The organism is Pseudomonas lyxosi (assembly GCF_047758685.1).
GTDB lineage: Bacteria > Pseudomonadota > Gammaproteobacteria > Pseudomonadales > Pseudomonadaceae > Aquipseudomonas > Aquipseudomonas lyxosi.
This window is the reverse complement of record NZ_CP180481.1, coordinates 5,178,119-5,204,221: the sequence shown is the minus strand read 5'-3', so window position 1 is coordinate 5,204,221 and position 26,103 is coordinate 5,178,119. Positions and strand designations below refer to the sequence as shown.

General features: G+C 57.5%; 22 protein-coding genes and 1 pseudogene. 13 read left to right on the top strand and 10 right to left on the bottom strand.

Translation table 11 applies throughout. The annotated features are described in order from the left end of the window. The first annotated feature begins 31 nt into the window (after positions 1-31). The 4 genes from ACMXYI_RS23910 (at position 32) to ACMXYI_RS23895 (ending at position 5,060) form a co-directional block, all read left to right on the top strand. Entirely contained in the window at positions 32-871 is an 840-nt protein-coding gene (locus ACMXYI_RS23910) for an ABC transporter ATP-binding protein (RefSeq protein ID WP_415769364.1), read from the top strand. Next, positions 868-1,869 carry an ABC transporter substrate-binding protein gene (locus ACMXYI_RS23905; RefSeq protein ID WP_415769363.1) on the top strand — a complete coding sequence of 334 codons (1,002 nt, stop codon included), beginning with the start codon at positions 868-870 and terminating at the stop codon, positions 1,867-1,869. The genes ACMXYI_RS23910 and ACMXYI_RS23905 overlap by 4 nt, the downstream gene beginning before the upstream one ends. A gap of 7 nt (positions 1,870-1,876) precedes the next feature. After that, positions 1,877-2,626, top strand: a complete 750-nt coding sequence (locus tag ACMXYI_RS23900) for an ABC transporter permease (protein WP_415769362.1) — start codon at positions 1,877-1,879, stop codon at positions 2,624-2,626. A gap of 61 nt (positions 2,627-2,687) precedes the next feature. Continuing rightward, a complete protein-coding gene (locus ACMXYI_RS23895; protein WP_415769361.1) occupies positions 2,688-5,060 on the top strand; it encodes a hypothetical protein in 2,373 nt (790 codons plus the stop codon). Between the two features lie 226 nt (positions 5,061-5,286). Here ACMXYI_RS23895 and ACMXYI_RS23890 read toward each other — a convergent pair whose 3' ends face one another. The 6 genes from ACMXYI_RS23890 to ACMXYI_RS23865 form a co-directional block, all read right to left on the bottom strand. After that, on the bottom strand, positions 5,287-5,685 hold the full coding sequence (locus tag ACMXYI_RS23890; RefSeq protein WP_415769360.1) for a helicase: 399 nt from the start codon (positions 5,683-5,685) through the stop codon (positions 5,287-5,289). Beyond that, entirely contained in the window at positions 5,672-6,553 is an 882-nt protein-coding gene (locus tag ACMXYI_RS23885) for an alpha/beta fold hydrolase (protein WP_415769359.1), read from the bottom strand. Before ACMXYI_RS23885 ends, ACMXYI_RS23890 begins: the two co-directional genes overlap by 14 nt. 53 nt (positions 6,554-6,606) lie before the next feature. Continuing rightward, positions 6,607-7,872 carry an NADH:flavin oxidoreductase/NADH oxidase family protein gene (locus ACMXYI_RS23880; RefSeq protein ID WP_415769358.1) on the bottom strand — a complete coding sequence of 422 codons (1,266 nt, stop codon included), beginning with the start codon at positions 7,870-7,872 and terminating at the stop codon, positions 6,607-6,609. Between the two features lie 24 nt (positions 7,873-7,896). Further along, the gene (locus ACMXYI_RS23875) at positions 7,897-9,549 is read right to left on the bottom strand and encodes a GMC oxidoreductase (RefSeq protein WP_415769357.1); all 1,653 of its coding nucleotides are present in this window, start codon (positions 9,547-9,549) and stop codon (positions 7,897-7,899) included. A 390-nt stretch (positions 9,550-9,939) separates the two neighbouring features. Next, positions 9,940-10,599, bottom strand: a complete 660-nt coding sequence (locus tag ACMXYI_RS23870) for a winged helix-turn-helix transcriptional regulator (protein WP_415769356.1) — start codon at positions 10,597-10,599, stop codon at positions 9,940-9,942. A gap of 480 nt (positions 10,600-11,079) precedes the next feature. Beyond that, the gene (locus ACMXYI_RS23865; RefSeq protein WP_415773961.1) at positions 11,080-12,390 is read right to left on the bottom strand and encodes an outer membrane protein transport protein; all 1,311 of its coding nucleotides are present in this window, start codon (positions 12,388-12,390) and stop codon (positions 11,080-11,082) included. Between the two features lie 472 nt (positions 12,391-12,862). Between ACMXYI_RS23865 and ACMXYI_RS23860 the strand changes: the two are divergent. Continuing rightward, positions 12,863-13,045 (top strand): annotated as a pseudogene (locus ACMXYI_RS23860) (acetyl-CoA C-acyltransferase); the annotation flags it as partial. A gap of 130 nt (positions 13,046-13,175) precedes the next feature. Here the strand turns inward: ACMXYI_RS23860 and ACMXYI_RS23855 are convergent. Then, entirely contained in the window at positions 13,176-13,853 is a 678-nt protein-coding gene (locus ACMXYI_RS23855; RefSeq protein ID WP_305489990.1) for a Crp/Fnr family transcriptional regulator, read from the bottom strand. A 131-nt stretch (positions 13,854-13,984) separates the two neighbouring features. Continuing rightward, complete coding sequence (locus ACMXYI_RS23850; protein ID WP_415769355.1) at positions 13,985-14,833, bottom strand: SDR family oxidoreductase; 849 nt, start codon at positions 14,831-14,833, stop codon at positions 13,985-13,987. A gap of 211 nt (positions 14,834-15,044) precedes the next feature. Here ACMXYI_RS23850 and ACMXYI_RS23845 point away from each other — a divergent pair, with 211 nt between their 5' ends. From ACMXYI_RS23845 to ACMXYI_RS23830, 4 genes are read left to right on the top strand one after another with little or no spacing between them, the layout of a single operon-like run. Then, entirely contained in the window at positions 15,045-16,019 is a 975-nt protein-coding gene (locus ACMXYI_RS23845; RefSeq protein WP_415769354.1) for an enoyl-CoA hydratase/isomerase family protein, read from the top strand. Continuing rightward, on the top strand, positions 16,016-16,942 hold the full coding sequence (locus ACMXYI_RS23840; protein WP_415769353.1) for an alpha/beta hydrolase: 927 nt from the start codon (positions 16,016-16,018) through the stop codon (positions 16,940-16,942). The genes ACMXYI_RS23845 and ACMXYI_RS23840 overlap by 4 nt, the downstream gene beginning before the upstream one ends. Before the next feature lie 39 nt (positions 16,943-16,981). Next, the gene (locus ACMXYI_RS23835) at positions 16,982-18,442 is read left to right on the top strand and encodes a class I adenylate-forming enzyme family protein (RefSeq protein WP_415769352.1); all 1,461 of its coding nucleotides are present in this window, start codon (positions 16,982-16,984) and stop codon (positions 18,440-18,442) included. Positions 18,443-18,502: 60 nt separating this feature from the next. After that, positions 18,503-20,209: a GMC oxidoreductase gene (locus ACMXYI_RS23830; protein WP_415769351.1), complete on the top strand. Its 1,707-nt coding sequence runs from the start codon at positions 18,503-18,505 to the stop codon at positions 20,207-20,209. Between the two features lie 174 nt (positions 20,210-20,383). Here the strand turns inward: ACMXYI_RS23830 and ACMXYI_RS23825 are convergent, their stop codons facing one another. Beyond that, on the bottom strand, positions 20,384-21,046 hold the full coding sequence (locus ACMXYI_RS23825) for a TetR/AcrR family transcriptional regulator (protein WP_415769350.1): 663 nt from the start codon (positions 21,044-21,046) through the stop codon (positions 20,384-20,386). Between the two features lie 197 nt (positions 21,047-21,243). Here ACMXYI_RS23825 and ACMXYI_RS23820 point away from each other — a divergent pair, with 197 nt between their 5' ends. Genes ACMXYI_RS23820 through ACMXYI_RS23810 form a run of 3 tightly spaced genes read left to right on the top strand, consistent with a single transcriptional unit; the run spans position 21,244 to position 23,619 of the window. After that, positions 21,244-21,699 (top strand): DUF2147 domain-containing protein, encoded by a 456-nt coding sequence (locus tag ACMXYI_RS23820; RefSeq protein WP_415769349.1) that lies wholly within the window; start codon positions 21,244-21,246, stop codon positions 21,697-21,699. 9 nt (positions 21,700-21,708) lie between these two features. Then, positions 21,709-22,710, top strand: coding sequence for an NADP-dependent oxidoreductase (locus tag ACMXYI_RS23815; RefSeq protein WP_415769348.1), 1,002 nt, complete (start codon positions 21,709-21,711; stop codon positions 22,708-22,710). A gap of 12 nt (positions 22,711-22,722) precedes the next feature. Then, positions 22,723-23,619: an alpha/beta fold hydrolase gene (locus ACMXYI_RS23810; protein ID WP_415769347.1), complete on the top strand. Its 897-nt coding sequence runs from the start codon at positions 22,723-22,725 to the stop codon at positions 23,617-23,619. Positions 23,620-23,715: 96 nt separating this feature from the next. On the opposite strand, the gene ACMXYI_RS23805 is transcribed toward ACMXYI_RS23810, so the two are convergent. After that, the gene (locus ACMXYI_RS23805; protein ID WP_415769346.1) at positions 23,716-24,708 is read right to left on the bottom strand and encodes a GlxA family transcriptional regulator; all 993 of its coding nucleotides are present in this window, start codon (positions 24,706-24,708) and stop codon (positions 23,716-23,718) included. A gap of 128 nt (positions 24,709-24,836) precedes the next feature. Here ACMXYI_RS23805 and ACMXYI_RS23800 point away from each other — a divergent pair, with 128 nt between their 5' ends. Then, positions 24,837-26,084: an acyl-CoA dehydrogenase family protein gene (locus tag ACMXYI_RS23800; RefSeq protein WP_415769345.1), complete on the top strand. Its 1,248-nt coding sequence runs from the start codon at positions 24,837-24,839 to the stop codon at positions 26,082-26,084. Positions 26,085-26,103 lie beyond the last annotated feature (19 nt).

The window sequence follows — 26,103 nt, the reverse complement described above, 5'->3', positions numbered from 1 at the left end:
TCCCATTGTAAACGACCTGACGACACTTGCCATGCTCAAAACAAACGCCTACCTGCAGCAGCAAGCCGACGCGCTGACGGTCGATGACATCAGCTTCAGCTACCCCAACGGGCATCGGGTGTTTTCTGCTTTCAGCCTGAACGCCCGGCCTGGCGAATTTGTTGCGATTCTGGGGCCGTCGGGATGCGGGAAAACCACGTTGTTGAACTTGCTATCCGGTTTTCAGCAACCCCAGAGCGGTCAGATCAGCATCAACCAGACAGCGGTGAAGCCGGAGCGTTCGGAGCTGGGTTATGTGTTTCAGGCGCCGCAGTTGTTTCCCTGGTTGAGCGCGCTGGAAAACGTCCGCTTTGGTTTGCGGATGACGGCGCAACTCAGCGAGGCGCAACAGCGTGCCCAAGCGCTGCAGTACCTGCGCCTGGTCGGTCTGGAGGATGCGGCCCATCGATTGCCGCATCAGCTCTCGGGTGGAATGCAGCAACGCATTTCCCTGGCCAGGACTCTGGCCCTGGAGCCCAGCGTGCTGCTGATGGATGAACCCTTCGCCGCGCTCGATGCCATCAGCCGCAACAGCATGAATGAAGAAACCCTGCGTATCTGGGCCGAGCTGGGTCAGACGGTGTTGTTCATTACCCACGACATCGACGAAGCGGTGTTTCTGGCGGATAGGGTGATCGTGCTCAACATCGCTCCGGGCGGAATCCATAGTGAGCTGAAGATCAATCTGCCGCGCCCTCGCTCCAACCTGAACACCCGCCGCTTGCCGGACTTTCTCGATTACCGCAATGAGCTGATGGAGCGCATTTCCTATGTCATGGAAGTGTCCGCAGCCACTCCCCACACCACCCGACAACCCGAGTTAACCGCATGATCAAACGTTCGCTGCTTGCCCTTTCATTGTCTGTTGCCGCCCTGGCAAGCAGCACATTTGCCGTGGCCACCGAGGAAAAGCCCCTGCGTGTGGGTTATGTCTTCGCCATGGCCAATGCCCCGGCGCTGATCGCCGACAAACAAGGTTACTACCGCGAGGAAGGCTTGAATGTCGATCTCAAGGCCTTGGGCGATGGCCCGGTTATCCAGCAGGCGTTGGCCGCCAATGAGCTGGATGTGGCCTATGTCGGCACGCCACCGGTTTACCAATGGTTCTCCCGAGGGCTGCAAAGCCGGATTCTGGCCAAGGTCAATTACGGCCAGGCGGCGGTGATTGTCGACGCCAAGAGCCCGGTTACCAGCTTGGATCAACTCAAGGGCAAAAAACTCGCCGGGGTCAAGAAGGGCAGTGGCATGGACGTACTGCTGCGCGGTTATGTGCTGAAAGAAAAGGCCGGGCTTAACCCCGACCAGGACCTGGACATCATCGACATGCCCCCCGGCAACATGAACGCGGCACTGGAGCGGGGCATCGTCGACGCGGCGTTTTCCTGGGAACCCTTTGTCAGCCAATCGTTGCTGCGCGGGTCGAGCCGGATTTTGCTCGACGTCAACCAGGTGCTGCCGAATTACCCGTGGTACGTAGTGATCGCGCTACCCAAAACCTTGCAGGAGCGCCCGGACGACGTGGTCAAGTTGCTGCGTGCGCACCGCAAGGCCATAGCGTTCCTCAATGAGCATCCCGACGAGTCGAATCGCATCATCGCCGAGGCGTTCAAGCTTGAAGCGGTACCAGGCCCCGACGGCAAGACCATCGCGCCAGAAACCATCGTCGCCCAGGCGCGGACACGACTGGGCTGGTCGGCCGACTTGCAGGCTTCGGATATTCAATTCATCCAGCGCCTGATGAATTACTCCCACGACCTCGGTTTTATCGATACCACGCTCAAGACCGAGCAGATCGTGGACACCTCCTACCTGCAAAAAGCCTCGCGCTGAGTCTGTCATGTCCTTGCCAAAACCGAATTGGGGATGGGCTTCGCTGCCGTTCCTGCTGTTGATCTGGATCGCCCTGGCGAGTCGTTTTCCCACTTACATCCTGCCGCAGCCATGGGATGTCGCCCGCGAGGCTGTGCGCTGGCTCAGCGATAGTTCGCTGTGGCAGCACCTCAGGGCGAGTGTCCTTGAAGAGGTCGGCGGCTTCTGCGCCGCAGTGATTATTGCGATTTTGTTGGGCACGGCCGGTGGCCTGTCATCACGCTTTCGCGATTTCATCTCGCCGCTCAATAGCCTGTTCATGGCGATCCCGCCGATCGCCTGGGCGCCGCTGATCATGATCATTTTCGGCTTGGGCTACGTCTCGATTGTGCTGGTGATTTTCATCGCGGCGGTGTTCCCCATGACGGTGACGATCCAGGAGGGCGTGCAGAGCATTCGCGGTGGCGAAGTTCGCGCCGCACGAACCTTGGGCGCCAATGCCTGGCAATTGCTGGCACATGTCTATTTGCCGGCGTCATTACCTTTCGTGACGGCGGCCTTACGCATCGGTTTCAGCCAGGGCTGGCGGGCATTGGTCGCGGCGGAAATGATCGGTGCGTCCCAAGGCATTGGCTGGATGGTGTCCACGGGCGGACAGATCGGTAACAGCAGTCAGGTGTTGCTCGGCATCGTGCTGATCGGCCTGATTGCGTGGCTGATGGAGAGTTTCGTTTTCCGGTGCATCGAGCGTCACTACCAGAAATGGCGCGTGCAGTAAGCATCGTCCTTTGTCTTCGATCCCTTTCAAACCTTCAGTTGACCACTGCACGAGGTGTCATGTGAGTAACGTTTTCGATCCCCGCGAAGCCGGGCATTACATCGCCCCGCAAGGCCTCTACGAACGCAACAAAAAACGCCCGTTCCTGGGCAGCATCGACTGTGACCGAGACACGTTGATTGCCGGGCAATGGGATGAAATCACCCTCGTATATGAGGTCGGCGGCAGTGGTCTGGCGGATGGCGCCTGGTTGAAACTGGCCTTCAAGTTCTACTCCGACTGGGCACTGTTCCAGACTTCGAATCCGGCCGGGCCCAACTACGTCAGCGCCGAATATCAGGCGGGCGAACTGGCGCCCGGCCAGAGCCAGGCCACCGTGCAGCACCTGAAAGTACGCTTCGACCAGAAGGGCCACGAAAGGCCGTTCCAGAAAGCGATCATCATCGACATCGTCGACGGTTACCTGAATCCCGGGGACAAAATCACTATTCGCCTGGGCGATCGTCGTCAGGGCGGCGCGGGGACGCGGGTGCAGAGTTTCGTCGAGAAAGACTTCCGTTTCCGGCTGTTTATCGACCCGTTGGGCAGCTCGAAATTTGCCGAGGTGCCAGGCGATCCGTTGTTGAACATCGTGCCGGGACCGGCGCAAAGCGTGCAGGTCATTGTGCCGCGTCTGGTCAGCGCTGGTGAGGCGTTCGACGTTTTGCTGCGGGTGGACGATGCCTGGGGCAACACTTGCCGCAACTTGCCGCTTGGTGGTGTCCTGATCCTCGTTGATCCCGAAGGCGGCGAGCGCCAACAGCCGTTTACTTTGGCGAATGAAGGCTGGGCGACGGCGCGGCTCGAGGGTTTTGATCTCGGGGCCGTGGGCGAGTGGCGATTGTCCGCCGAGGTGCAGACGCCTGGCGTGCGCGGTGCCCAGGCTTTCGTCACCGTCGACCCGGCGGGCACGGCATTGCGTCCGTTGTACGCCGACCTGCATGTGCACTCCGATGACACCGTGGGCACCAACGACACCTTGTACAACCTCAGCTACGGCCGCGATGTCGCCGGCCTCGATGTCCTCGGTTACACCGCCAATGATTTCAATATCACCGAGCAACGCTGGGATCAGGCGGTCAATCTGATTCACGAACTCAACGAGCCGGGCCGTTTTGTGTGTTATCCCGGCACCGAATGGTGCGGTAACTCCTGTGCCGGCGGCGACCGCAATGTGGTGTTCCTGCACGATCGAAAGCCCGAGTTTCCTTTCGACAATCAAGGGCGGCTGGTGCGCTCTTTTGAGTGGAATGAGTTCACTGCCGGCACCATCAAACCCGGCGCCTGGCCGGTGGACGAGTTGTATGCCGCGTACGCCAAGGATCCCGAAGGCCACCTGATGATGCCCCACGTCGGTGGGCGCCGTTGCAATCTCGACTGGCATCACCCGGAGCTGGAACGGTTGATCGAAGTCGGCTCGGCCTGGGGCCAGTTCCATTGGGTCTACGCTGAGGCGCTTCAGCGCGGTTATCGGGTCGGTGCCGCAGCCAACAGCGATGAGCATCAGGGCCGTTGCGGCGGCGGGGTGCCGGCCACGGCGGTGTTCGGCTCTCGCGGCGGACTGACCGGTGTGGTCGCTGAGGCGTTCGACCGCGCCAGTGTCGGCAAGGCACTTCGCGCCCGTCGCACCTTTGCCACCACCGGCGAGCGTTCATTTGCCAGCCTGCGCCAGGGCCAATACTTTATGGGGGAAGTCTTCAGCGCCGATTCGAATGCCACGCTGGATTATCGACTGCTGGGCGAAGCGGGCTGGGAGCAGGTTGATCTGTTCGATGGCGACAAGCTGATCTGGTCGCGCAACTTGCACCAGGAGTTAGGGTTTTCCGCCCAGCGCATTCGTCTGCGTCTCGGTGGTGCGCGGATCAAGGACCGCTATCGCGGCGCTTACTGGACCGGCGAAATTCGCGTGACCGGGGCCGTCATCAATGGCTTTCGTGCCCTGGGTCTGGATCACCCCGAGCAAACCGTCTGGCGCAAGGATGCAACGGTCCTGGCCTTTCGTACCGACACCAACGGCGACACCGACAGCATCGAGATCGACCTGTCGCAATTGGCCGGCGCGACGTTGCAGATCCGCAGCCGCATCGACAACTACATCAAGGTCGGCGACCCGTCTGAACCTCAACCCTACGTGCACGCGCCGACCGTACTGATGGAACTGTCCGGTGAAGAACTGCTGGCGCAATCCCAAGTGGTTGAAGAATTGCCGGGCGCCGAGTTGAAAGTCTCGCTTGAACGAACAACCGCTTCGCCGCTGCCGCGCGAGCTGCAAGGCAAGATCGAGTTGGCGCGACTCAACCTGCAACCGGGTCGTGAGCATCCGTTGTTCATCTGCGCGCGTCAGCGGGATCAGTCCAGAGTCTGGACCTCGGCGTTATTCCTGACGCTTGCCTAATGTCGTAGTCGAGGAAAATACCGTCGTTGGATACGATAAGGGATAGGCAAACGGGTATGTTTATGACTAACAGCAACGATAAGGGTGGTGAGCTGCTCGACCAGGAACGCCGACGCCGCTGGAGTGCCGACCAGAAGCTGGCCATGGTTCGCGAAAGTCAGATCTGACAGGCACCCTAAAAAAGCGGGTGACTGTCAGATCAAGTAGGGCTCACTGCATCAAATTCCTAGCGCGTCGAAGGGTAAAATGCTGATGTTTTTTTACCGGGCTGCAAGTATTCAGTTAATCCCTGGAACCACATCACTTCAACAAAGTCACCGCGGATAACCAAGTCCTCTTTACGCAATCCTGTCAGAAATGCATCTTTACTATCTTTGGCAGACAGAATGGCGAAACCCTTTGCTGCATCTCTAAACGACAGGGTGAATTTTGGCTTTTCAGTCAAACCGGCAGAGGATTTTATCTTGCCGTTTTTAAGGGTGAAGTAGCGACCCACTCCGTCATGCGTTTGGATTTGAAAGACCAGCTCCTTGCCTTTAACGTATGTTGCACAGTCAGGATTTTTTTTGATTGTTCTCTGTAATAGCTTGGTCAACGCCCATAACAAAAATTTAAACTTCAGCATGGTGAGCTTTCTCCGCAGGGTGGGACTCGTTAAGGAATTGAATGGCGTGTTTGAGAAAACGCTCAGGGCATTGGAATTGAGCACCATGACCGGCATCCGGGTACAGGAACAGTTGGGCGTTCGGGATGTTCTGAGCCATGTACCAGGAGTTGACCGTTGGAACCATAACGTCATTCATACCGTTCAGAATGAACGTCGGCTGTTTGATCTCGCGCAGATGATTGAAAGGATCGTTCGGGTCCAGCTTTGGCAAATAGTACATATTCGCTTCGATCTGGGCCTGGATCACTTCAGGAGAGCTGGGTGGGTCCTGGTCGACACGCTGATGACGGCGCTCCCAGAAATCACGCCCGGCCTGCTGCGCTGCCGCGGATCGACCGAAGAACAGAAACAGAAAGTCTTCGAGGGTCGGAACGGGGCGCGGTGCAGCTTCCAGCACTCCAGGGTCTGAATCCGGATTACCGCCACGAGGTCCGGTGCCGAGCAGCATGAGCTTGCGGACGAGGTCGGGATGGCGTCGTGTCAGGTCCTGGGCCTGAAAACCACCCAGTGAGAAGCCTAGAACATCTACTTTGGACAGGCCTAACGTGCGGATCACCGCAGCCGCGTCATCGGCCATATGTTCGATCCGGTTACGCGGTTTGCCGGAAGAAGAGGCAATTCCTCGACCGTTGTAGAGGATGACCTCGCGCCCCGCAGCCAGACCATCCGTCATAAGTGGGTCCCAATGATCCATCCCGCCGCGAAAATGTTGAAGGAAGAACAGAGGGGGCTGGCCTGTCGTATTGTTGCCCCAGCGGCGATAGGCAAATTGGTCACCATCAACTTCCACGAAGCGGGTAGGGGTGGTGAAATGGGTGTCGGTCATGTTGAGGTCTTCCAGGTGGTTATTGTGGCGATCGATGCGAGCGAGCCTCGGGCTCAGGCCCGTGCGCGCATGCGCCGAGTACGGAACGTGCCCCAGCCGCTTTTCATCACTGATTTCGAAAGTGCCCACAGCCCACTTTCGTTGGGACGCGGATCACCGCCATTGGCGATTCGTTTGAGCTGCAGCGTGTACCAGAAGATTTCCATGACGCCCATCTGATCGATTTGCTTGATGCCTGTGGTGATCGGCCGTACACGGTGTGAACTGTCCTGACCTTGCAGCAGGGCCGCCGGTGCCTCGGGATCAATGGCCAATAACCGCGCGAGGCCAATGACATCGAGCGCTCCGGAACGCAGCGCAGCGTTCATGGCGGCGGCACTGCGAAAACCGCCAGTGACCATCAATGGCACCTTGATCGAGGCGCGCACCTTTTCAGCAAACTCAAGAAAGTAAGCCTCGCGCGCTACGGTGGATGCTTTTTTCGTCTCCTGGAGCCCGCCGCTCATGGCTGGAGCCTCATAGGTGCCCCCCGAAATCTCAATCAGGTCGATGCCTGCTTCGGCAAGTGCATGAATCGTCGCCATTGATTCCTCTTCGGTGAAGCCTCCGCGCTGGAAATCTGCTGAGTTGAGCTTGATGCCGACGGAAAATTCGGCGCCGACCTGGCGGCGAATCTCGGCGTAAACAGCCAACACGAAACGTCGACGTTTTTCCGGGCTGCCACCCCATTCATCCGTACGCCGATTGTGGTGTGGCGAAAGGAACTGGTTGATCAGATAACCGTGCGCGCCATGGATTTGCACGCCGCTGAAGCCGGCCTCCTTGCAGATGGCTGCGCTGCGTCCAAAGCGCCGAATGATGTCTTCGATCTCGGCTGTGGTGGCTTCGCGTGGAGTCTCGAACAGTGCGGCCATGTCCTCGCGGAACGGGACCGCTGATGGCGCGAGGTTGCTGTCATTCAGGCCTTTGGTCGACTGCTTGCCAGGGTGATTAAGCTGCACCCAGATCGCGGCTCCCTGCTCGGTTGCAGCACCGGCCCACTGGCGCAGCATAGGCATGTCAGTTACATCCTCGATCACCACGTTGCCTGGTTCGCCGAGCGCACGCCGGTCGATCATCACATTTCCGGTGATGAGCAAACCAATGCCCGAGGCGGACCAGCGCCGGTACAACTCGACCAGTTTCAACGTCGGGTGATTGTTGTAGGTGCCCAACGTTTCGCTCATGGACGCCTTGGCGAGGCGGTTGCGAAAAACGCTGCCGTTCGGGAGTTGCAAAGGCTGGTTCAGCAGATTTTCTTCAGGCGCGGAGGCGGTCATGGTGAGTTCTCAATAAGGGCTGTTTCATGATTGAAGGGTGTGCAGCGGGATGGAGTCCGATACCCGCCGGGATTGCGTGTTTTTCAATGGGATGTACGACATGGCATGCTCGGTCAGCGCGGTAATCGTCAGGCTTGGATTAACCCCGAGATTGGCGCTGAGCATCGAGCCATCGCAAACCAGCAAGTTCTGATAGCCGAAGACCCGGTTCTGTACGTCCATCACGCCGCGTTCCGGCGAGTCCGCCATCGCACAGCCGCCCATGCAGTGGGCCGTGGTCGGGATGTTGAATAAGATCTCGGACAGAAAGGTGGTCGGTATGCCACCGAGCGCTTTTGCGCCCTTTTCGGCAAACGCGTTCGCCTCTGGAATGAAGGTTGGGATGGGGCCACCCTCGCTGGCGAGCTGTTTTGCGAACGGCCAAAACCAGCGACGCTTGAGCCGCATGTTGAGCGACGCGTCCACTGTCTGCATCACCAGCAATAACATGGTCTGACGGGCGAAACCGGCGGGGTTGTGCACGAGCAATGCTTGCAGCGGATGTTTGAGCAGCGTCCACAGCCAGGTCAATATTCGCGTCCATCCCGGGCGCCCGCCGCACAGCAAGGTCATCATGAGGCCAATGGCGTCCGAGCCTTCCGGGTAGCGCACGACTCCGATATGTGTGCGCTCATCGAGATAGATGCTGCCACCCCCCGCCAGTCCCGGCGACATGCTCTTGTCCGCTGCCGGGAAGCGTACGCCGATAAGGGATTCTGCATTGGTGCGCACACGTTTTCCGAGGTCGTCGCTGATGCGCGGCAACGACCCGTTTTGCTTGAGCCGGAACAACAATTCCATCGTGCCCAACGACGACGCGGCGAAGACCACGCCGCGGCAGCGAAAGCTGCGGCGCTGCTTGTCGAACCAGGTGGTCGAGCACTCAGTGAGGACTTCATAGCCGTCACTGCCATCCTCCTTTCCGTTGAGCGGCCGCACGTCCACCACCCTGGTTTCGGCAAAAACCTGGGCGCCACGTTTTTCTGCGAGATAAAGGTAATTCTTGTCGAGTGTGTTCTTGGCGTTGTGCTTGCAACCCATCATGCAGCCACCGCAACCGGTGCAAGTCCCTCGCTCCGGGCCCTCACCCTCGAAGTAGGGATCCGGGTAGCTCTTGCCGCCTGCTTCACCGTCGGGAGCAAAGAAGGCCCCTACGCGGGGGGCGTGAAACGTATGGCCCACGCCTTGCAAATCCGCCATTTTCTTGAGGCGTAGATCAGCCTCGCCCATGATCTTGCTCTCTGTCACGCCCAGCATCTTCTCCGCCGTGGCGTAGTACTGCGGCATGATTCGTTTCCAGTCCACCAGGCCGGCCCAGGAACCCTCATTCCATACGCTATCGCGCGGTGTCAGCAAGGCGTTGGCATAGGTGATGGATCCGCCACCGACTGCGTTGCCGCTGACGATCATCACGTGACGGAACAGGCGCATGTTGTAGAAGCCGAACATTTTCAGTCCGGGTCGCCACATCCAGCGACGCGCATCCCAATTGGATGAGGGGAAATCCTCAGCCGTCCAGCGTCGGCCCATCTCCATTACGCCAACGCGATAGCCCTTTTCGGTCAACCGGAAGGCGGACACGCTGCCACCGAATCCGGAGCCGATAACGATGTAGTCGAAATCGAAAGATGGACTCATTGCGTGCGGCTCAGGCGAGCACCGCCTTCAGGTGTGAAAAAACTGGTCATGCTGCGTCTCCTTATTTTTGTAATGGTGCTTCGGACACTAGTTACAGGACAGGCACTACTGAGAGGGTTGTCTGCCGTATGACGAGCACAGGCTCACCACCGGGCAACATCGGATTCGGATTCGGATAGGTAAAGGAAAAGAGGTACGGCTCGCAGCCAAGACCGGGTTGCGCGTGCGCGTCTAACACGGCGGGCTGAGCACGGGTAATGAGGTGGCGGTGGGTACCCGGGCGGAGTTGATTTGCTCCACGGTATACAGGGCTGGAAACGACCCGTTCATTCAGGCCTGCCATCCCCCGACTCGCATGATGCGAGGGAAGGAGGGGGAGGGCTTGCGGTCTTAGGGCTTGTACTCGAGTACTTTGAACACTCGCGTAAACGCTGGACGATCCCCTTGCAGCAGCTTTACGTGCCCTTCGCGAAGCGCACGCGTTGGAGTGATCTGGCGTAGGACCAGCGCGATGAAGGTTTCCATGTCGCACTGTATCTTGACGTCGGTGGGCTCTGCGCTCGGCCCAGACCGCGCCAACAGGTTCCCGTCGTTTACTTGAACATGGAAGACCTCTGCTTCCACCTGGAACTCGTACAACTCCTGTAAGCCTGCGCTCGCCGCCGAATCGTTCGAGCCTGTCAGGCAAAGTGCTATGAGCTCCGCACGAGCACTGGCCGGATCGATGCGCTCGTCGATCGGCAGACCCAGTCCCCAGAATCCCAGCGCGAGCACTGGCTTGCGTAGTTGCTCGCCCAAAGCCGTCAGCTCGTAAGCTGGCGTAGCTGGGGGCGTGCGTAGCGTAACTTGTTGAATGACGCCGTTCTGCACCAGCATGGCCAGGCGTTCGGACAGCCGGTTTGTACCCATTGCAGGCAGAATCGCGAGCAGGTCTTTGAATCGCTTCGGACCCAACAGGAACTCGCGAATCAAGAGCAGCGTCCAGCGATCTCCCAGTACGTCCAGCGACCGGGCTATTGGGCAGAGTTGACCGTAGGTTTTGTTTGTCATGTCTCATTGTACATATTCCGCTCAGCCGATACGCGGCGCAATGCGGTAGCCGATAGCCAAGCTGGAAATTCTCCAGCAGTTCAAGGCCAGAAATTTTGCCCTCTGGCAGCGCCGCTAACCGCACCGCCCCCCAATGGAAAGGGGGCAGCGTTTCCGCGCCTTTTGCCGCTGATCTCACAGCCGTTGTCATGTATTGCTCACTGCCTGAGTTGGTTGGGAGGCTCCATTGATCAAACTATACATATTATATAGCTTTAATACTATACGAAAAATATAGTCTCGAGATTGCTGAGGGCGTTGTCCGGGAAGGCGACATCACTGATGGCTCATAGGGCGGCTTTCACCTGCCGAACAAGCCTTCAGTTATGTCTGGCATTTGCGCGATGAGATTGGATGTGTTTTTACACGTGCTGGGCCGCACGCTGACATGGGTTTGCTTATCAAGAGCCAACCCATGTCAGATAGAGCGGTGTGCTGGACTCAAAAACGATACGTCAGTTGCGCCACCAGGCCGTTGGCGCTGTTCTCGTACTTGGCGCTGTAGGCTGGCTGGAGTCCGGAGGTGTTGGCCTGGCTAACCGAACTGCTGCCTTCCCACAGGTAGGCGTAGGCGAGATCGACGGTGAGATCCTCGTTGGGTGAGTAACCGGCTCCCAAGGTCAGGGCTCGGCGATTGCCTACAGGAATGCGCACTTCCCGGTCTGCATTGGTGGTCGGTGACGGATCATAGGCAAAGCCCGCACGCAGCACCCACTGCTTATCAAGCTGATAGGATGCACCCACTGCCACCGAGAAAGTATCGTGCCAGTTCAGCTCTTCGCCAATGGTGTCAAAACCGAGTTGCTGCCCGAGCGCTGGCACACCTTTATTCTTTGCCTCGAGCTTTGGCAGACGGCTCCAGCGCGTCCAGGTGGTACCCAGGTAACCGGTCCAACGTTCGTTGAAGCGATGAGTGAAAGAGGTATTCACCGACTCCGGAAGGGTCGCATCCATCGATGTCTTGTACTTGCCGTTCAGGCCGAACGCGCTCGGAGAGTCGCTCACTTCAGTATGGCCTGTGAGGTGGTAGTCGACCTTGGAATGGTAAGTAATGCCCCAGGTGGTGGCGTCACTCAGATCGACCATCAGACCAACGTTGTAGCCGAGTGCGGTATCGTCGCCCTTGATCTTGATCTGGGTGTCTGTGCCGGCATTCAGTGCGCCGGTGGCCAGTTCGCTCTGCAGATCGCCTTCTATGCGATTGATGGTTGGACCGCCGCCGATGGTGATGCGCTCGTTGATACGATAAGCGAGAGTCGGCTGCAAGGTGATCACCTGTACCTTGCTATAGGAGCCATGATAGCGGCCTTGGAAGTTGCGTTCATAATCGTTGACCAGGCCTTGGGGGACATAAATACCCATTCCGAAGGTGAAGTCCTGATTGATCGGCGTAGAGAAGTAACCGAAAGGCACCGTAACCAGTGGTACTGAGTCGCCTTTGTTGCTACCCGAGGCACTGCTCTGAGCGTCACTAATATTGACCTTGGCACTGATTACCGCAAAACCGCCACTGACCTCGGTGCGCTTGAGCTTGCTCAGGCCGGCGGGGTTGCCATAGACAGTGCTGGCATCCAGCGCCGTTGAGGCGCGGCCGGCATAGGCAGTGCCGGCGCCGCTGGCGCTTTGCTCGTTGACGGCCAAGCCATTGGCAACAGCGGTGGCGCAAAACGCGCAGGCGGTCAGTACGAAAGTGCTTTGGAGAATAATCTTGTTCACTGCTTTTACTCCGAACAGGGTGACAGCGTGGCTCATCACCACTTTGAGGCGATCACGTTTTCCGTCGTGCACAGGTGCAAAGAAGCGGATCTGATGTAACCGTAATGAGTGCTCATCTTCATGCTGTCCAAGGCTCACAAGGGGCTCTAGATCAGCGATGGCGGCATTGGCGGTCTTGACAGATTGGTGGGTAAAAAATGGGCTGTGCGATGAGACGTCGGTGGGACGGGGGGACGAGGGATAGTGACGAGCGTTGGTGCATACATAAGAGATCTCCGGTAGCGCCTGGATTATTGTTATGGCAATGGCGCTTACGGAGTTGATGGTAGGGTGCGTTATTGGGAGGAAACGTCTTCCAGATTACATTGTGTAAGCTATTTTTCATTTCGCTTCTGAGTGATTGGATCTCCTACAGCTGAGTGATAGAAAAAAAACACAACAATGTCTTCTGGACGACGTTGTTGAACTCTAGGGTCTCCTACCATCGGTCTCGGAAGCGCCACTCAATAATCCTGCGCACTATAACGTCAACGGTGGAAGCATTTCGATTGGTCATCCCTATGGCATGACTAGCGCGCGCCTTGTTGGGCACGCACTGCTCGAGGGCAAACGTCGAGGAGTGAAGTTTGTAGTGGTGTCGATGTGCATCGGCGGCGGTATGGGCGCAGCGGGGTTATTCGAGGTCGTCTAGGTCGTTTAACAAGACCCTCGCCTCAAGGTTTTGGGGTGACGGAAAGGAGCCACGTCCCTTTACGTCGCCCCATTTTTTGAAAGCCACTGATAGCAGTAACCTTCTCTGATTCCGGCTTACATTGTGTAGGCTATCGTTCGTTCAAGCGGTGATGCTCTCGAACGTAACGGTTCAGCCCTGGCAGGTCCTTGATAATGATCTTGCCGTAGAGCGGCTCTATCAGGCCCAGCCCTCTCAGTTCGTTGACCACTCGATTGACGCTTTGGCGTGTGCTTCCAACCATGAGGCCTATATCTACTTGAGAAAGCAGTAAATCGATCCCTCGATCAGAAGGCTTCTGCAGGTCACTGAGTTGAGCAAAGCGGGACGCGATTCTCGCCGCGACCGGCAAGGTCAGCAGCTCCTCGATCAACTGAAGTGCTACCCGCAAGCGGCGGTTGATCTGGCATGCGAGTGCCGTTTCAACTTCATGATGCTGTTCGCGCAGCAGTTTCAAGTCACTCGCCGACCAGACCCTCAATTTGGTTTCTCCCCGGGTAGTCAGCGTGACGGGGGAAGGCTCGTCATCAGTCACGGGAGCATCGGCTACTATGTCGCCGGGTCCGTAGACATAGAGCAGAACCTCCTGGCCATCCTCGGTGAGAATGCATTTGCGGATGGCCCCAGAAACGATCTGGAAAATTTCTGTTACACGATCGCCGTTTTGATACAGGATCTTCGAATCGGCAACGGTTCTTGGATGAGCGCATCGCAGAACGGTATCCCGTACTTGAGGGCTCAGTTCATCGATCCAGTTGAAGCCTTTCATTTTTGGTGGCAGCTCCATTGTAGGCAATGTGCATCGGAATCCTGATGGAAAGCGATGTTGATCCGGGCCTGGCCGGTCGCGCTTTCGGATGTCTCGTCCTGGTTCGTTTTCGAGAGTCGTAAACCTCTCCTTTATCGCGCAATGCGTTGGACGATCCAGCGGCTGAGGGCCGGCGGCGCGAGACGAGTGGCGATCGCTAGAAATCCGGCTTGCAGACCGACAGTCCAGTGGGGTTTGTGGATGCATCGTTTTGCCGTCGCGCAAGCCCATACCGTGGATGCGACGTCATGTGGTGTGAGCCGAATGCCCAGCGATTTGGCGCTGGGGATACGACCGTAATCATCAGCCATTGCGGTCTTTACGAAGCTCGGCCAGATATCACTCACGCGGATGCCGAACTTGCTCCATTCGAGGTCGAGCCCTTCGGTGAATCCGCGCACGGCGAACTTGGTCGCCGAGTAGGTTGCCAGTTCAGGCTGGCCATAGATTGCGGTGGCCGAGGCCATATTGATGACATGAGAGGAGGGCGTCCCTCGCAGGTATTGGAAGGCGCTGTGGCAGCCGGTGATCATTCCCAGAACGTTCACGTCAAGCATTGCATGGTGTCTGGTCAACGGAACGGCTTCAAACTGCCCGGCTGTGAGAATCCCCGCATTATTGAGCAGCACGTCAAGCCGCTGGCCGCTTTGCGCCCAGAAATCCGTAAGTACCCGTTCCCATGCTGCAGGATCGCTTACGTTGAGAGCTCCAGAGATGGCGTTTCCCTCTCCCAAGGTCGCGGCGACCGCGGCGACACCCTCTGAATCAATATCGTATAGACCAACGAACCAACCGCGCAGCGCAAACAACTCAGCGCAGGCACGACCGATTCCGGAAGCAGCGCCTGTGACGAGGATTGCGGGCCTCCATTCTGGAAGAGGGGATTCAGACGGATTCCTGGTGGCCGGATTAATCTGTACCACAGTGATGTGCGGTTTCATTTTATGAAGTTCCCTTCAGGTGCTGGTTGGTGCATTACTCGGGGGGGGGGGGGGGCGAGCCATAAGAGTACATATTGCGACGGTAATATAACAGTGTTATGTTTGCTTCATAACAGTGTTATTTTGTTCCTCCGGCTGATTTGATGACTGTCCGGAGGCTAATGATGGGGGGCGCGCTTGCTCTCCACGCTTGTCCCGGAGGATCTAAGAGATGACGAAGACGCATACGCCGCCCGAGCACCTTGAAGTGGAGCCCCGAGGCTCTGTCCTGGTTGCGCGGCTGGATGGAGGTCCACACGGGCTGATGGGGTTGGAGATGGCCAATGAGCTTTCGGAGCTATTGGACAAGCTAGAGTCCGATACCGCGGTAAAAGCGGTGGTGCTCACCGGAACTCATCCTGAGCGTTTCATCGGTCATGCAGACGTTCGTTGGCTGCAGGAAGGTGGAAAGAGTATCCCGTCGGTCGGGCGCACTGCTGCCTCGGCTATCGCTCGAACTGCAAAGAGCGTTCGCGGAGTTCCGCCTTTGGCGGCAGCTGCGTCTCTGACACCGCTGGAGGGCGGGATGCAGCTTGACAAGCTGCACGACACTTTTCTGCGGATGAACCGCAGCGGCGTCATCTTCATCGCCGCTCTGAACGGGTCTGCGCTGGGGCTGGGCAGCGAACTCGCGCTAGCCTGCGACGCCCGCCTGATGGCGGATGGCGATTTCTTCATCGGGCAGCCAGAGGTGCTTCTTGGAATCCTTCCCGGTGGCGGGGGCACTCAGCGATTACCACGGCTGGTCGGTGCCCATCGAGCGCTTATGCTGATGCTCGAAGGCAGGCCGGTGTCGCCACAGAAAGCGCTCGAAATAGGTTATATCGACGAAGTGGTTGCTCCGGATGCGCTGCTTGAGCGAGCCATTGAGCTGGCCCGGTATCTGGGCTCTCGACCCAAGGGTGCCATTGAGGCTATCAAGCGGGCTGTGTACTTCGGCGGATCAGCCACTCTCGATGAGGGGTTGCACATGGAGCGCACCGAATTCATCAAGATCTCGCCTTCCGAGACTGCGCAATCGCTAATGGTCGAATACCTTGAACGCACCGTTCGCGACGGCAATGTGCCGTTCTACAGCCCGGCCATTTTCGAGCAAACGCTCTCGCAAGGCTCCTTGCCCCTGCAAGGCGGGGGAGGCACGAAATGAATCAAATGTCACAGCTTCCCTACCTATTCACTCGCCAAGACATCCGCTTTGACTCGGGTGAAACCTACTGTTCGGCCTGGCTCTACCTGCCGGTCGGAGTAGAGAAACCGCCGATTGTAGTACTCGGTCACGGACTCGGTGCGGTTCGCGAGATGCGCCTCGACGCCTTTTCTGAGCGATTCGCCGCTGCGGGAATCGCTACATTGGCCTTTACCTACCGTTATTTCGGAGACAGTGGTGGTCGCCCCAGGCAGTTGATGTCTGTGAAGCGGCAACTTGCTGATTGGGATGCGGCGCTGGACTTCGTCAAAGGCTGCGCGGATGTCGATGGGAGACGGGTTGCCGTATGGGGAAGCTCGTTTGGGGGAGGGCATGCGATCACCGTGGCCAGTCGGCATCCCGAGTTACTGGCTGCCATCAGTCAGTGCCCCTTTACCGACGGTCTGGCCTCCGCCGCCGCACTGGGTGTGAAGGGATCGCTGCAGGTAGCCCCGGTGCTCTTGCGTGATTTTGCGGCCAAGCTGCTGGGTCGTCCGCCAGTGATGGTGCCAATCGCTGCCGCTCCCGGTCAGCCGGCCTTGATGAATGCCCATGATGCCCTGCCGGGTTATCTGGCCTTGGTGCCGAAAGGGATGGTATTCGTCAATCACGTCGCCGCGCGGGTGCTCCCGGAGATCATGGCTTATCGACCCGGACGCTCCGCCTCCAAGGTGAAGTTTCCCATCCTGTTTTGCGTCAGCACCACTGACACCGTCACGCCACCGGAACAGACGATTGCCCTGGTGCGCAAGGCGCCGCATGGAGAGACCAGGCTTTATTCCGCTGGGCATTTCGAGTTCTACATGGGCGAGGCGTTCGAAGAACTGGTGAAGGATCAGACCCAGTTTCTGACGAAACATCTTCTCGGCTCTTCAACCTACTGATTCAAGCGTTTTCGTCACTTTTCAGAGAGAACAACAATAATGTGTTTTTCCAAGCTTTCAGATTTACGCGCGGTGTCAGAGCCTGATGGTCTGTGCATCGCTGACGACAGCAGCAATCTGACTAACCGGCAGTTCCATTCCCGGGTCCTCGCAGCGGCGGGAGTCTTCGCGGATAGGGGGGTAGGCGTTGGAGACGTCGTCGCCATCATGTTGCCAAACCAGGTGGAGTTTGTAGTGGCGATGTTCGCCGCCTGGCGTCTGGGGGCGGCGGTCACGCCGATCAATCCTGGGCTGACCAGCAAGGAAGCAACCCATCAACTGGTTGATTCGGGGGCGAAGCTGCTCATCAACGTCAGCGGCGAAGTCATCGTCCCGAATCTGCAGTCCCTGCCTGTTGCCACTCTGGAAACGGGGGCGTCCTACACCGGCGTACCCTTTGAAGAGCCTGGCGCACTGGCACTGTTGATCTACACCAGTGGCACTACCGGCCTGCCGAAGGGCGTGATGCTCGATCACGCCAATATTGAGGCTATGTCGGAAATGGGGCGAAACTCACTCAAGGTCACGGCAGCAGACCACTGTTTATTGATACTTCCACTCTTTCACGTAAACGGCATTGTGGTGAGCACGCTCGTCCCGCTATCAAGCGGTGGTCGGGTTTCGATTCGCAAGCGTTTCAACGTCGACACGTTTTTTGAGGATGTCGAGTGGCTTCGACCCACGTACTTCTCTGCAGTGCCAACCATCTACGCAATGCTTAACGCGTTACCTCGTGAGGTAAAACCTTATACCTCCAGTCTTCGGTATGGCATCTGCGGCGCGGCGCCTGCATCGGCGGAACTACTGAAAAAATTTGAAGCTCGCTTCGGTTTTCCGCTGCTTGAGGGATATGGCCTGTCCGAAGGCACGTGCGCTTCGACCATCAACCCCTTCGACAGCCTACGCAAGGTCGGTACGGTCGGGCTGCCCTTCATCGGGCAACGCATTGCAATCGCCGACCCGAGCGGTGTGCATTTGCCGCAGGGCGCCACTGGCGAGGTGCTGGTTCTAGGTCCTAACGTCATGCGTGGTTACCTTGGGAAGCCCGAGGAAACAGCGAAGACCATCGTCGATGGCTGGCTGCACACCGGCGACATTGGCCGGATCGACGAAGACGGTTATCTGGTCATCGTCGGGCGCCTTAAAGAGATGATCATTCGCGGCGGCGAGAACATCTACCCGAAGGAGATCGAGGATGTGTTGTTCGAATTTCCGGGGGTTCTTGAAGCAGCAGTGATTGGTGTCCCTCACGAGACCCTTGGCGAAATTGTTGTTGCCTATGTCGCGTTTCGTGCGGGATTCGCCGGTACCCAGGAGGGCCTGAGCGAGCACTGCACTGACCGGCTGACCCGTTACAAAAGACCTTCCACGATCAACATCATCGACAGCCTGCCAAAGAATGCCGTGGGCAAAGTCGACAAGCTGAGGCTGCGCAAGATGTGGACCGAATATGTCGATTGACAGGTAATTACCTGATGGACTTTAGGCGCAAAGCAATCGGCACGTAGAAGGGGACACATCATGAAAAACGCAGACTTCGACTGGCTGGTGATCGGATCGGGATTTGGCGGCAGCGTCTCGGCGCTGCGCCTCGTGGAGAAAGGCTATCGCGTCGGGGTACTCGAGCGCGGCCGTCGCTATCGCGACGAAGACCTCCCCAAGTCGGCCTGGCAGTTCAACAAGTATCTGTGGGCACCCGCATTGGGTTTGAAGGGCATCATGCGCATGTCGCTGTTTCGCCATGTCTTTTTTCCCAGCCAGTCAGGTGTCGGTGGCGGCAGCACCGTGTATGGCGGTGTGTTGTACCGCGCCAAGCCAGAGTTCTTCGAAAACGTGCAGTGGCGGGAGCTCGGCCACTGGGAAAGGCTATTGCAGCCTCACTACGATACGGCCGAACACATGCTTGGGGTAAAGACGGTGCCATTCGACTCGACGAACCAGCAACTGGCCCGGGAGATGGCGCAACACTTCGGAACCGAAGACACATTCACTCGAGCACCCACCGGAGTGTTCTTTGGCGAACCGGGCAAAACCGTCAAGGACCCCTATTTCGGTGGGGAAGGGCCTGACCGTACCGGGTGTATTCGTTGCGGCGCCTGCATGGTGGGATGTCGCGTCGGTGCCGTGAACTCGCTGGTGAAAAACTACCTGTGGTTCGCAGAGAAACGCGGCGTGCAGATATTGGCAGAGCGTGAGGTCGTTGATGTGAGCCCACTCGGGGCAGCCGATGGTAGTGACGGTTACCGTGTGACCGCCCAGCGCCCCGGCGCCTGGTTCACTCGTGATCGCCGTACTTACACCGCCCGCGGAGTGATCTTCGCCGGCGGGGCTCTCGGTACCAACGAATTATTGGCCAACTGCAAGCACGGCGGCTCGTTGCCCCGGGTCAGCGATCGCCTTGGTGAACTGGTGCGCACCAACAGCGAATCGGTTCTGAACGTGCGCTTGCCCGAGGACCGCAAGACCTGGAACGATGTTACCGCCAGCAGCAGTGTGCACGTCGATCAGGATACCCACATCGAGTTTCTCACCTACGGTCGCAACGCCGACTTCCTCAGTTTGCTTTGCACGTTGCTGGTCGGTAAGGGTAACCGCGTGACGCGGCCGCTGAAGTGGCTGGGGAATATCGTGTTGCACCCAGCGCGATGGCTCAAGTCGCTATGGCCATGGGGCTGGAGCCGACGCATGGTGATGCTGCTGGTGATGCAGACATTGGACAATGCGATCGCACTTCGCCCCCGCAAGCGTTGGCTGGGTCGCGGCTACCGCCTCGTCACCGAGCAGAATCGCGACAAGCCAAATCCGACTTACATCGAGATGGGCAACCAGGCGGCTCAATGGTTGGCCAGGCACACCGGCGGTATTGCCCAGAGCAACGTACTGGAAGCGCTGGGCAACATTCCGACAACAGCCCATGTGCTGGGCGGTGCCGTGATCGGCGCCGATGCCCAAAGCGGTGTGATTGATCAGAACCTACACGTTTTTGGTTACCAGAACATGTTGGTCTGTGACGGCGCTGCGATGCCTGCAAATCCTGGGGTTAATCCTGCGCTGACCATCACGGCACTCGCCGAGTACGCAATGGCGCAGATTCCACAGGCCCGCAATAACGAAGGTGTTCATGAGCGAGGTGAGGCGGTAGCTACGAAACCGTCCAGTGGCGTGCTCAGCCATCCTGATAATCAGCGCGTGGCCTCGATACAGATCCCTATCCTGCTGCGCATATGAGCATTGAGCCGCAAAGCATACGAGCATCTGTCATGACCGGTTCCTTCTCTGCATGAGCGAACCGGTTGACCCAACCTCTGAACATGCCGAGTGGCTGCGTACTTGAACTGAAATACTGTTCGCTGCGCGTTACTGCAGGGTTGCGCGGTTTTTTCAAGGTTCTAGCGGAGTTGCCTACCCGGCAATTACGCCAGCAGTGGAAGATTCCACTTTTTCGCGCTTCGCTCCCAAGCCGACAACAATGTTGTTACACGTCGCTACCAGGATCTGCGAAGCAGGATTGGCCGTGCCTGCGAAGTGGCCAGCGAGTTCGAGCATGATGAACCCATGCGCGGCACTCCACAGCTGTGGCGCGATGAGGGCAGGATCGATTTTCCGAACGCATTTGGCATCAACCAAGCGAGCGCACGCGTTGATCAGAATCGCGTATGTCGCCTTGAAGGCTTCCGATTGCCCATCTGCAATCGATTTCATGGTACCTCGTGAGGGGCTATATCTGCCGTCAATCGAAAGACCAAACATTAAGTCGTACAGATGGGGATTGCTTCGTGCAAGGTCTCGGCAAGCCAGGAGCATCGCACACAAGTCCGTTATCGGATCATCCGTGATTGGCACACGCTTGAAGACTGCAGCCAACCGCTTGAATCCCTCGTCAGCGACTGCTTGTAGAAGTTCCGGCACTCCGCCGAAGTGTGTGTAAACCCCCATCGTCGACAGGCCGGCTTCGCTCGCTACCGAACGGGCCTTGACTTCGGATGGGCCGTTAGTCGCAAGCACACGGATGGTTGCCTCGACGAGGCGGGTGGGGGCATTAGGAAGTGAGTTATCAGTGGTCATGTTGCAATACTGCCATAACGGCGTTATGTTAATCAAATAACAGCGTTATATTACTGGCGCGACTGGAAGCTTGCTCAGAAAGCGATCTGAACACAGCGAGCGCAATCCGATAGCCGTGAGCCACAGGGCCAATCTCATACTCTGAAAAATGGCATCAGGCCGACAAGAAAATTCGCTCAATCATGAGGATTCAGACAATGCGTACGCTCAAAGCAGGTGTCTTCGGACTCACCCTGGCAGCAGCAGTCATGTCATCGGCACTGTGGGCAGACGACAATTCGCCGGTTGGCCTGTGGCAAAACATCGACGACGTCAGTGGCAAGCCGAGGGCATTGATTCGAATCACCGAGTCCGATGGCACTCTGAAGGGCGTTATCGAAAAAGCGTTTCCCGCCCCGAGCGAAGACCAGAATCCGAAGTGCGGTAAATGTGATGGCGTGAACAAGAATGCGTCGATTGTAGGCCTGACCATTCTCACCGGTTTGCGCAAGGACGGCGAAGAATACACCGATGGCGAAATCCTCGATCCGGATAACGGCAAGGTCTATAGCAGTAAAGTCCACCTGATCGACAACGGTAAAAAACTCAGCGTGCGCGGCTACATTGGCACGCCGCTGCTGGGGCGTTCACAGACCTGGGTACGCCAGGAGTAAGGAAGTACGATGAAAGCATTCATTATCGAACGCTATGGAAAAAAAGTTGCGTTACGGGCGACCGAAATGCCAGAACCTGAATTGGGCAAGGATGACGTTTTAGTCCAGATTCATGCGGCGGGTGTGAACCCTCTGGATTTAAAAATCAGGGACGGTGAGTTCAAAATGATTTTGCCTTACCGCATGCCGCTTATTCTGGGCAATGATTTGGCCGGGGTCGTCGTGCGGGTTGGCTCACAAGTGCAGCAATTCAAGCCGGGCGACGAGGTCTATGCGCGGCCAGATGACGATCGAATCGGTGCATTTGCTGAATTCATTGCGATCAATCAAGGCTCGCTGGCGATCAAGCCGAAAGGTCTCACAATGGAAGAAGCAGCTTCGATCCCTCTGGTGGGCTTGACGGCCTGGCAGGCGCTGGTCGAAAAAGCGAACCTGAAGAAAGGTCAAAAGGTGCTTATCCATGCGGGCTCCGGTGGCGTGGGAACATTGGCCATTCAGCTGGCCAAGCACCTGGGGGCGACTGTCGCGACGACCACGAGCACGGCGAATGTTGAGTGGGTGAAGCACCTCGGTGCAGATATCGTGATCGATTACCGCAAAGACGATTTCGAAAAGGTCCTGCACGATTACGATGTGGTCTTGAACAGCCTGGGCACGGATACACTTGAGAAATCGTTGCGCATACTCAAGCCTGGTGGAAAGCTCATCTCGATCTCTGGACCACCGGATGCTGATTTTGCGAAAAACGCTGGATTGTCCGGATTCCTGAAACTGGTCATGGGCCTGTTGAGTTACGGGATCAGGAAAAAAGCTAAACGCCGTGGCGTCAGCTATTCATTCCTTTACATGAAAGCCAGCGGTGACCAGTTGCGTAAGCTTACTGCGCTCATCGATTCCGGTGTCATACGCCCGGTGGTGGACCGGGTTTTTCCATTCGAATCGACCCCGGATGCCTTGGCTTATGTTGAAACCGGTCGGGCAAAAGGCAAGGTCATCGTTAAGGTGAAATAACGAGACGACCCCATGTTCGAAAACTTCGAAACGCACCAAATTACCGTAGGCGATGTGGAAATTGCCTGTGTTGCAGCGGGTAAAGGCGACCCCATCCTGATGCTCCACGGGTTTCCGCAGACCATGGCGCTCTGGGCACGTATCGCACCTGGGCTGGTCGCGCGTGGCTATCGGGTTGTCTGTGCTGATTTGCGTGGGTATGGGGCATCGGCTAAGCCGCCGCTTCAAGCGGATCTGTCAAACTATGGATTTCGCGCCATGGCCGCGGATCAGGTCGGACTGATGCGTGTGCTCGGACATGAACGGTTCCATCTTGTGGGACACGACCGTGGCGCGCGCACTGCATACAGGATGACACTGGATCATCCAGACGTGGTGGCGAGCGTCACGCTGATGGACATCGTTCCTACGGCTGTGATGCTGACAGATCTGCGCAAGAACATAGCCCACAGTTACTGGCATTGGTTTTTTCTTTCTCAGCCCGCACCCTTTCCGGAGCGCATGATTGGGGCGGATCCCGATTTCTTTTTCGAGAGCTGCCTTTTCGGCTGGGGTGCCGCAGGGCCGGAGGATTTTGATGCTGACCAACTGGCGGCGTATCGGAAAGCCTGGCGTGATCCGGCAACGATCGCTGGGTTTTGCAACGACTATCGCGCCGCACTCACTGTGGATCTGGCAGACGACATGTCCGATTCCGGACGACGCATCACCGCGCCCGCGCTGATCCTCTATGGCGCCTCAGGTGCGATGGCCAAGCACTATGATTTACCCGCCACTTGGGTGGATCGCTGCACGATGATGGAGGCTTCTGCGATAGTAGGCGGACATTTTTTTGCTGATTCCCGGCCGGACGAGGTCATTGAGCGAGTCGCCGCATTTTTGGCAAGCCATCCCTTGCAATCTTGCTGAAAACCTCCCGTGCACTCTTCGTCCTCGCCAGCACGGTAGGCGAGGGTAGCGGTTTGCAGCGAATGGGTCAGGCGATCTGCTGGCGACAGTGCTTGGTCAGTCCTCCATGGGTAACTGAAACCTGGCTCGATAAGCGCCCGGAGTGAATCCAACGCGTTCACGGAACAGGCGTGCAAACGAGCTGATATCACTGTAACCGACATAGTGAGCGATTCGCTCGGTACTCAGGTCGCCAGCCTCCAGTAAAGCTCGCGCCGTATCAACGCGTAGGTTCTGCAGATAGGTGAGCGGTGACTGCTCAAGCACCTTATTGAAGCGGCGTATCAATGTACGTTCGCTGACGGCCAACTTCTGCGCCAGGTCTGTCATGCGCACCTGTTCCGCCAAGTGATCCTGAAGCCACTTTTGCGCGCGTTGAATCAAGGGATCATTGTGGGTCTTGTCGGCGATAAGCGGCTGGAAAGGTGTCTGCGTCGTTTGGGTCAAATCGATCAGCATGCTGCGGGCGCATTGCCTGGCGATGGCCTCTCCCGCGAATTTGTTAAGCACGTGAACCGCTTGCAACAAAAATGTGGCATGTGCGCCACCGCATACCAGACGTTCAGATTCAGTCACCACTGGACGCATTTGCAGATCAACCTTCGGGAATCTGTTGCGGAAATGCCCCTCCAGCCACCAAGTGGTCGTCGCCACTTTGTTGTCGAGCAAACCCGTCTCAGCAAGCAGGAAGGTACCCGTGCAATTGGCACAGAGCCATGCACCATTTCGCCATTGGCTAACCAGCCAGTCACGCACCGCTCCCTGTTTTTCCAGGAAGCCCTGGAAATGCTGCCAGCCGCGATAATGCAGGCTGGGAATAAAGACCAAATCATAATGCTGGTTCTTCGGCAGCGCCCGCATGCCAAGCTCGAGGCCATTGCTCGCGCGCACAGGCAACCCGTTCTGCGATATGAAATGCCATTCAAACAGACCTGACGGTGGCATCCCCTGTTTTGACATGTGCGCGTTGGCAACCTGAAGCATGTCAGCAAAACCTCCCACAACGGAGGCATAGGAGTCGTCAAAACCCAGAATCGCAACGGTGGTCATGGCGGAGCCTTTTTTGGCATAGATGGCGATATTCGCATATTTACCGTCGTTTTTGCCTATTACGTCATTCCATCAGTTTCCATACCGTTCACACCACGTTGCTTCCCCAGGCTACAGAAGAGATAACCATGACCCATCTTGCCAATACTTCGGTCAATGCGACTGTTGCGCGTCACCAGGATCGCCTGTATCACGACCTGGATACCCCGCAGGAAATCCTGGCTATCCGCCAGGAGATTCGTCGCTTCGCCGACGAACACGTCGCCCCGGTGGCCTACGCCATTGGCCACACAGAGGAGTCCGTTGCAGCGTTCCCGCATGACTTGTTCGCCAAAATGGCCAAGGCCGGTTTGTTTGGCATTCCCTTTACCGCCGATGTGGGTGGGCGAGGGCTCAAATACCCCACCACGGCCACTGCCGTGATGATCGAGGAGTTGGCCTACCATTCGAACTCGGTGGCCGCCATCGTGGACGTGCACTGCATTCTCGCGGGTAATGCGCTGAACCACGGGTCGGACTCGATCAAGCAACGCTATCTCAGGCCTTTGCTCAGCGGCGACAAGATCGGGAGTTTCGCGACTACCGAGCCGGATGCCAGTACCGACTTGAGCGTTGAAGCCATGGGCACCCACGCTACGCGCACCGAAGATGGCTACATCGTCAACGGCCGCAAGCGTTTCATTTCCAATGCCCCAGTTGCCGACTTTGTTGTACTGCTCTGTGTCGATGGCGCGCGCATGACCGAGTTGGTGGTCGAGTTGAATTGGCCAGGTGTTCGTGTTGGCGAACCCGACAAGAAAATGGGCAACCATGGTCAACTGACGGCGGATATCTACTTCGACAACGTCAAAGTGCCCATGACGAACGTCGTTGGCCAGCCCGGTGAAGGTCTCAAGATAGCGTTGCAAACACTGACGTTCGGACGCATCGGGATTGCCGCGAGTGGGACCGGCATGGCTCAGGCATTGTTTGATCACAGTATCGCGCGGCTCAAGACGCGCCGGGCGTTTGGCAAAGCTATCGCACAGTTCCAACACTGGCAGTTCAAGATGGCCGAGCGCGCCACTGAAATCGAGAACGCCCGCAACCTGTATCTCAAGGCGGCGTTGCGCATGGACGAAGGGCTCGCTTTTCCGGAGCCCGAGGCCGCGATGGCCAAATGGTACGGCACCAACCTTGCCGGTGAATTCGCCCGCGACGCGGTACAGATCTTTGGTGGCTATGGCTTTATGCGCGAGCTCGCGGCGGATGGTTCGCACTACCGTGTCGAAGAGATCTATCGCGATTGCAAGATCGCCGAAATCTATGAGGGAACCAATGAGATTCAAAAGCTAGTCATCGCACGTGCCATCTTCGGTAAAGACATCACCGGCTGATTGGATGGCCAACCCAATG

Bases quoted from the DNA above. Each gene is read 5' to 3' on its own strand.
- ACMXYI_RS23910 (WP_415769364.1), top strand. From the start codon at position 32: ATGCTCAAAACAAACGCCTACCTGCAGCAGCAAGCCGACGCGCTGACG.
- ACMXYI_RS23905 (WP_415769363.1), top strand. From the start codon at position 868: ATGATCAAACGTTCGCTGCTTGCCCTTTCATTGTCTGTTGCCGCCCTG.
- ACMXYI_RS23900 (WP_415769362.1), top strand. From the start codon at position 1,877: ATGTCCTTGCCAAAACCGAATTGGGGATGGGCTTCGCTGCCGTTCCTG.
- ACMXYI_RS23890 (WP_415769360.1), bottom strand. From the start codon at position 5,685: ATGCTGAAGTTTAAATTTTTGTTATGGGCGTTGACCAAGCTATTACAG.
- ACMXYI_RS23885 (WP_415769359.1), bottom strand. From the start codon at position 6,553: ATGACCGACACCCATTTCACCACCCCTACCCGCTTCGTGGAAGTTGAT.
- ACMXYI_RS23880 (WP_415769358.1), bottom strand. From the start codon at position 7,872: ATGACCGCCTCCGCGCCTGAAGAAAATCTGCTGAACCAGCCTTTGCAA.
- ACMXYI_RS23875 (WP_415769357.1), bottom strand. From the start codon at position 9,549: ATGAGTCCATCTTTCGATTTCGACTACATCGTTATCGGCTCCGGATTC.
- ACMXYI_RS23870 (WP_415769356.1), bottom strand. From the start codon at position 10,599: ATGACAAACAAAACCTACGGTCAACTCTGCCCAATAGCCCGGTCGCTG.
- ACMXYI_RS23865 (WP_415773961.1), bottom strand. From the start codon at position 12,390: ATGAGCCACGCTGTCACCCTGTTCGGAGTAAAAGCAGTGAACAAGATT.
- ACMXYI_RS23855 (WP_305489990.1), bottom strand. From the start codon at position 13,853: ATGAAAGGCTTCAACTGGATCGATGAACTGAGCCCTCAAGTACGGGAT.
- ACMXYI_RS23850 (WP_415769355.1), bottom strand. From the start codon at position 14,833: ATGAAACCGCACATCACTGTGGTACAGATTAATCCGGCCACCAGGAAT.
- ACMXYI_RS23845 (WP_415769354.1), top strand. From the start codon at position 15,045: ATGACGAAGACGCATACGCCGCCCGAGCACCTTGAAGTGGAGCCCCGA.
- ACMXYI_RS23840 (WP_415769353.1), top strand. From the start codon at position 16,016: ATGAATCAAATGTCACAGCTTCCCTACCTATTCACTCGCCAAGACATC.
- ACMXYI_RS23835 (WP_415769352.1), top strand. From the start codon at position 16,982: ATGTGTTTTTCCAAGCTTTCAGATTTACGCGCGGTGTCAGAGCCTGAT.
- ACMXYI_RS23830 (WP_415769351.1), top strand. From the start codon at position 18,503: ATGAAAAACGCAGACTTCGACTGGCTGGTGATCGGATCGGGATTTGGC.
- ACMXYI_RS23825 (WP_415769350.1), bottom strand. From the start codon at position 21,046: ATGACCACTGATAACTCACTTCCTAATGCCCCCACCCGCCTCGTCGAG.
- ACMXYI_RS23820 (WP_415769349.1), top strand. From the start codon at position 21,244: ATGCGTACGCTCAAAGCAGGTGTCTTCGGACTCACCCTGGCAGCAGCA.
- ACMXYI_RS23815 (WP_415769348.1), top strand. From the start codon at position 21,709: ATGAAAGCATTCATTATCGAACGCTATGGAAAAAAAGTTGCGTTACGG.
- ACMXYI_RS23810 (WP_415769347.1), top strand. From the start codon at position 22,723: ATGTTCGAAAACTTCGAAACGCACCAAATTACCGTAGGCGATGTGGAA.
- ACMXYI_RS23805 (WP_415769346.1), bottom strand. From the start codon at position 24,708: ATGACCACCGTTGCGATTCTGGGTTTTGACGACTCCTATGCCTCCGTT.
- ACMXYI_RS23800 (WP_415769345.1), top strand. From the start codon at position 24,837: ATGACCCATCTTGCCAATACTTCGGTCAATGCGACTGTTGCGCGTCAC.